This window comes from Streptomyces sp. KR55, from assembly GCF_052245645.1.
GTDB classification, from domain to species: domain Bacteria; phylum Actinomycetota; class Actinomycetes; order Streptomycetales; family Streptomycetaceae; genus Streptomyces; species Streptomyces flavusporus.
The window spans coordinates 1-2,078 of record NZ_JBQQCE010000838.1 but is presented as its reverse complement, the minus strand read 5'-3'; the positions used below and the strand labels follow the sequence as shown (position 1 = coordinate 2,078).

Annotated in this window: 4 protein-coding genes; 2 read left to right on the top strand and 2 right to left on the bottom strand. The window is 70.1% G+C overall.

Annotated elements, in window-relative coordinates; all coding sequences use genetic code 11:
- Positions 1-199 precede the first annotated feature (199 nt).
- Positions 200-856 carry an HAD family hydrolase gene (locus ACTWQJ_RS50780; RefSeq protein WP_443313102.1) on the top strand — a complete coding sequence of 219 codons (657 nt, stop codon included), beginning with the start codon at positions 200-202 and terminating at the stop codon, positions 854-856.
- Here ACTWQJ_RS50780 and ACTWQJ_RS50775 read toward each other — a convergent pair.
- Positions 811-1,083 (bottom strand): hypothetical protein, encoded by a 273-nt coding sequence (locus tag ACTWQJ_RS50775; protein ID WP_409471289.1) that lies wholly within the window; start codon positions 1,081-1,083, stop codon positions 811-813. The two genes, ACTWQJ_RS50780 and ACTWQJ_RS50775, sit on opposite strands and share 46 nt — an antisense overlap.
- A gap of 164 nt (positions 1,084-1,247) precedes the next feature.
- Here ACTWQJ_RS50775 and ACTWQJ_RS50770 point away from each other — a divergent pair, with 164 nt between their 5' ends.
- A complete protein-coding gene (locus tag ACTWQJ_RS50770; protein WP_129798464.1) occupies positions 1,248-1,631 on the top strand; it encodes a cold-shock protein in 384 nt (127 codons plus the stop codon).
- Between the two features lie 51 nt (positions 1,632-1,682).
- Here ACTWQJ_RS50770 and ACTWQJ_RS50765 read toward each other — a convergent pair.
- The coding region (locus tag ACTWQJ_RS50765; RefSeq protein WP_443313101.1) for an MqnA/MqnD/SBP family protein at positions 1,683-2,078 on the bottom strand (396 nt) is incomplete at its 5' end.

Sequence of the window (2,078 nt, the reverse complement as noted above, 5' to 3'; positions counted from 1 at the left end):
GTGTGGCGCAGTCCGCCGCTCAGCTGGTCCCCACGCAGGCCCACTGTGGCAGCAGGCAGAGGGGCGCAACCCGCGGCGGACTCGCCACACCGCCCCGACCCCGCCCCACCACCGGCCCAAGGCGCACGCCCCACCCACCGGCACGGCCCACCACCGGCCCAAGGCACACCCGGCCCAACCGCCGGAGGCAACCTGCACAATGGCCCATATGATTTCGCGCCCGCCCACCGTCGGCTTCGACCTCGACATGACGCTCATAGACTCCCGCCCCGGCATCCACGCCTGCTACCTGGCACTGGCCGAGCGGACCGGAACGTACATCGACGCCGACCTGGCGATCACCCGGCTGGGCCCGCCGTTGGAGGAGGAGCTGCGCAACTGGTTCCCGGCCGCGGACGTGCCCGCCGTGGCCGACGTCTACCGCGCGATGTACCCGTCGATCGCCATCGCCGCGACTCCCGCCCTGCCCGGCGCCCACGAGGCGATCGAGGCCGTCCGGGCGGCCGGCGGACGCGCGGTCGTCGTCACTGCCAAGTACGAGCCCAACGCCAAGCTGCACCTCACCCACCTCGGCATCGAGCCGGACGCGGTGATCGGCAACCTCTGGGCGGAGGCCAAGGCGGAGGCACTGCGTGAGCACGCCGCGGGTGTGTACGTCGGCGACCACACCGGCGACGTACGCGGCGCCCGCGCGGCCGGCGCGCTGTCGGTGACCGTGGCGACCGGCCCGTGCGACGCCGACGAACTGCGCGCGGCGGGCGCGGACGTCGTCCTGGCCGGCCTGGGCGAGTTCCCGGAGTGGCTTTCGGCCTATCTCGAAGCAGCACCGGAAGCGGTCGACGCACCGCGCGCCTGACGCCGCCCCGCCGCGATCGCCTGGAACACGCCCGCCCCGGCGATGAGGAAGCCGACCCCCATGAGCATGCTCAATAGGAACATGTATGTCGGAAAAGGCGTCGTCCCGAGGAACAGCGGGGCCACCGTGACGAGAGTGGCCACGGCCCCGACGACGAAGACGACGGCACCGGCACGGATCAGTCGGTCACCGGGCGCGGCGGAATTCGGTTGGGTTTTGTCACGCACCCGACCAGGGTAGTTCCCAGCGCGAAGGAACAACCGGGCGACGTCTTGTCACCGGCCTGAAGACCATTAGCCTTGGTACCGGCGGGTCACGGACGACCCGCCCGAGTGCTATCAAGAGCCGTTTCAGAAGCAGTTTTCCGACGAGTACGAGGACGAGGACAGACGTGCCTACCGGCAAGGTCAAGTGGTTCAACAGCGAGAAGGGCTTCGGCTTTCTCTCCCGCGACGACGGCGGTGACGTCTTCGTCCATTCCTCCGTTCTCCCCGCCGGAGTCGAGACGCTCAAGCCAGGTCAGCGCGTGGAGTTCGGAGTGGTCGCCGGACAGCGCGGCGACCAGGCCCTCTCGGTCACCCTCCTGGACCCGACCCCGTCGGTCGCGGCCGCACAGCGCAAGAAGCCGGACGAGCTGGCCTCCATCGTCCAGGATCTGACGACCCTCCTGGAGAACATCACCCCGATGCTCGAAAAGGGCCGCTACCCCGACAAGGCCTCCGGCAAGAAGATCGCCGGCCTGCTCCGCGCGGTCGCGGACCAGCTCGACGTATAAGCCGCAGCAGCCGCAGAAGCCGTACAACCCGCACAAGCCCCGCTCACGCGCTCACGGAAAATCCAGCGCATCCGGCCCGAGGGGCGGCACCAGCCCCTCGGCCGCCGCGCGCGTGAGCAGTCCGCGTACGGCCGCGTAGCCGTCCTCGCCGAGGCCGGCGGTGAACTCGTTGACGTACAGCCCGATGTGCTGGTCGGCGACGTCCGGGTCCATCTCCTGGGCGTGCTCCATCACATACGGACGGGACACCTCGGGGTCGTCCCAGGCTGCCTGGACGGACGCACGGACGGACTCGGCGAGCAGCGTCAGCGTGTCCGCCCCCAGTGACCGCTTGGCGATGATCGCGCCCAGCGGGATGGGCAGCCCGGTGGTGCTCTCCCAGTGCTCGCCCATGTCCGCGAGCTTGTGCAGCCCGTAGTTCTGGTACGTGAACCGCGCCTCGTGGAT

Excerpts from the sequence above, each read along its gene's own strand:
- ACTWQJ_RS50780 (WP_443313102.1), top strand. The coding sequence starts at position 200 with ATGGCCCATATGATTTCGCGCCCGCCCACCGTCGGCTTCGACCTCGAC.